The organism is Vicinamibacteria bacterium, from assembly GCA_035620555.1.
Taxonomy (GTDB): Bacteria; Acidobacteriota; Vicinamibacteria; order Marinacidobacterales; family SMYC01; genus DASPGQ01.
In genome coordinates this window covers 1-3,045 of the sequence record DASPGQ010000093.1, presented here as the reverse complement: position 1 = coordinate 3,045, position 3,045 = coordinate 1, and the positions used below count along the sequence as shown (strand labels likewise).

Here is a 3,045-nt window from a genome sequence, read left to right as displayed (position 1 = left end):
CCCCCCCCCCCCCCCCCCCCCACCACACTGGTCGACTGATCGAGAGATGGTGTCAATCAAGCCTGAAGAGCAGCGGGTTTCCGAAAACCCGACGGCGATCCTCTCGGGGATTTCCAAGAGCTACGGGGGAGTTCACGCCCTCACCGATGTCACGCTCGAGGTGTTCCCCGGAGAGGTTCACGCCCTGCTCGGAGAGAACGGTGCTGGAAAGTCCACGCTCATGGGCATCGCATCGGGGCAGGTCGATCCAGACGAAGGAGAGATCTACTTCGAGGGTCTCATCCAGCCTGAGCTGACCCCCACAGATGCGAACGCCCTCGGCATCGCGATCGTCCACCAACATCCAGCTCTGCTACCAGACCTGACGGTCGAAGAGAACCTTCGACTCGGCATACGACCAGAGCATCTTCAGTTTGCCGGCACCACCGAGGAGTCGTTGCGTGCGCTCCTCGACGAAGTCGGATTGAAGGTGCACCTGCGTGACCGGGTCGATTCGCTCTCCGTGGCAAACAAGCACCTTCTCGAGGTCGCGAAAGCGCTCGCGTCCTCGCCAAAGCTGCTGATCCTCGACGAGCCGACAGCTCCGCTTGGTAAAGACTCAGTCGAACTCCTCTTCGACCACGTGCGGACAGCAGCAGCTCGCGGCACTGCGGTCGTGTACATAACCCACCGACTCGCCGAGGTGCGACTTCTCGCCGATCGCGTGACGGTTCTACGCGATGGAATGGTGAGCGGGTCCGCAGCCGTTGAGGATGTGACGGACGATCAGCTCCTCGCCTGGATCGTCGGCCGACGTCTGATCGGATCAACATTCCCGCCCAAGCCGGAAATCTCAGACGCATCCGAGGAATACCTGATGGCGAGCGCCTTGACCGGTGAAGCGTTCACCGACGTGTCGTTCAGCATCCGCAAGGGCGAGATTCTCGGTGTCGCCGGAGTAGTCGGCAACGGTCAGAGCGAGCTCCTCGCTGCTCTAGCGGGCCTCAAGCCGTTTTCCGGCTCAGTCGAGATCGGAGGCAAGCCCTACTCCGAGAATGCGCTGAGGACTCGGTCCGCCTACATGCCGGCAGACAGACACCGGGAGGGTCTCATGATGACGCTCTCGGTTCGCGAGAACGCGGCAGTCAGTGCGTTGCGCAGATTTCGGCAGGGGCTCTTCGTTCGCCGTTCGATCGAGACACCGATAGTCCAGTCGGAGCTCAAGTCGCTGGATGTTAAGGCGTCGTCACTGGAGGCAAGCGTCACATCTCTATCGGGAGGCAACCAGCAGAAGGTCGTGATGTCCCGAGCTCTGATGTCACAGCCGAACATGCTCATCGCCGACGAACCGACCCAGGGTGTTGATGTTGGAGCGCGAGCCGAGATCTACCGGATTCTTCGTGAGGTGGCGGAGGACGGGATTCCCGTCGTCGTGGCCTCCTCCGATGCCCACGAGCTCGAAGGGCTCTGCGACCGCGTCATAGTCATGTCTCGGGGGCAGGTCGTCGTCGAACTCGAAGGCGACGATGTGAACGAACAGCAGATCGTTCGCGCAGCCGTGAGCGCAACGGGGCTGAAGGAGCGCTCGGGTGCGGCCGAACGAGATAGCTCCTCAGGGCTCAGAAGATTCGTCCAAGGCGACTATGCACCGGTGTTGATACTCGCCCTGGTGATCCTGGGTCTGGCTGGATACATCTTCTCTGGCAACGACCGCTACTTCTCTGCGTTCAACATCAATTCGGTCCTGACCCTGGCGTCGGCGCTTGGCTTCATCGCAATCGGCCAGACGATCGTGCTTCTCGTTGCAGGGATCGACCTATCAGTCGGGCCGCTCGCCGGATTCCTAGTGGTTGTTGGGTCGTTCTTTCTCGTCGAAGGGAACCCGTTCGGCCTGATGTTGCTTGGTCTCGTCGCGATGGTCGCGGTCGCGGTCGCCGTCGGCGCCACCAACGGAGCCCTCATTCGATTTCTTCGGTTCACACCGGTCGCGGCGACCCTGACTACGTACATAGCGCTTGGGGGACTCGCTTTCGTCCTCCGGGACCGACCCGGCGGCTTCATTAGCAGGACGGTCACTGACCTGATCATGGGAAAGCTCGGCCCAGTGCCATGGTCCTTCATCGTGTTGGTCCTCGCTACGGTCGTCATGGAGTACGGGCTCAGGAAACGTGGATGGGGGCAGCGGATTCGGGCTATCGGCTCAGACGAGGACTCCGCCCGACGGCTCGGAATCCCAGTCGATCGCACGGCGATGAGCGCCTATATCACGGCGTCCACCTTCGTCTTTCTAGGTGCGATAGTCCTTCTCGCCACACTCGGAATTGGGGATCCCGCGCAGGGCGCAGGGTTCACCCTCAGCAGTGTCACGGCGGTTGTGCTCGGCGGAACCAGCCTTCTCGGCGGCCGAGGCACGTATATCGGAACGTTGTTCGGGGCCTTGCTGATAGTTCAAGTACAGAACGCGACCGTGTTTCTTGGCCTCAGTCAGACCTGGCAGTACTTCTTCCAAGGTGCCCTGATCATGGTGGCAGCGTTGATCTACAGCCAGGTCCGTGGATTGCGACGGTTGAGGTGAGTCAAAGATTACGAAGGAGGGCCCGGGATCGGCCCATCGATCCCTGCATCTAGTCCTACGGAGGACAGAACGACCCGCGAGCAGAGGAGCAGCTGCAATGGAACTCAAAGCTATTCACCATGTTGGTCTCGTTGTGAGGGACCTGGATCGCTCGATCTACTTCTATCACGACCTCTTGGGGTTGCCGTTCGCCAACGAGCCAACGCCCTGGTTCGAGGGGCCGGAGCTGGCGAAAGGCGTCGGGGTCCCCGACGCATCATTGCGTCAGGTGAGCCTGTGGGCAGGCGAACACTCGAGCATGGAATTGATCGAATATCGTGACCGGGCCGACACGTCGGGACAAGCGGTTCCGAACAATCACATCGGAGCGGCCCATGTCTGCTTCCGGGTCGACGACATCCATGCCAAAAAGGCAGAGTTGGAGAGCAAAGGTGTCGTCTTCTACTCGGACGTCAACGTGGTTGACGAAGGCCCCCTCGCCGGCTGGCGTT

The 3,045-nt window shown here is 61.0% G+C and carries 2 protein-coding genes; both read left to right on the top strand.

Features of this window, described 5'->3' with window-relative positions; genetic code table 11:
• The first annotated feature begins 46 nt into the window (after nucleotides 1-46).
• Nucleotides 47-2,554 (top strand): ATP-binding cassette domain-containing protein, encoded by a 2,508-nt coding sequence (locus VEK15_03750; protein HXV59783.1) that lies wholly within the window; start codon nucleotides 47-49, stop codon nucleotides 2,552-2,554.
• A 97-nt stretch (nucleotides 2,555-2,651) separates the two neighbouring features.
• Nucleotides 2,652-3,045 (top strand): VOC family protein (locus VEK15_03745; GenBank protein ID HXV59782.1); only part of this gene is annotated, 394 nt, incomplete at its 3' end.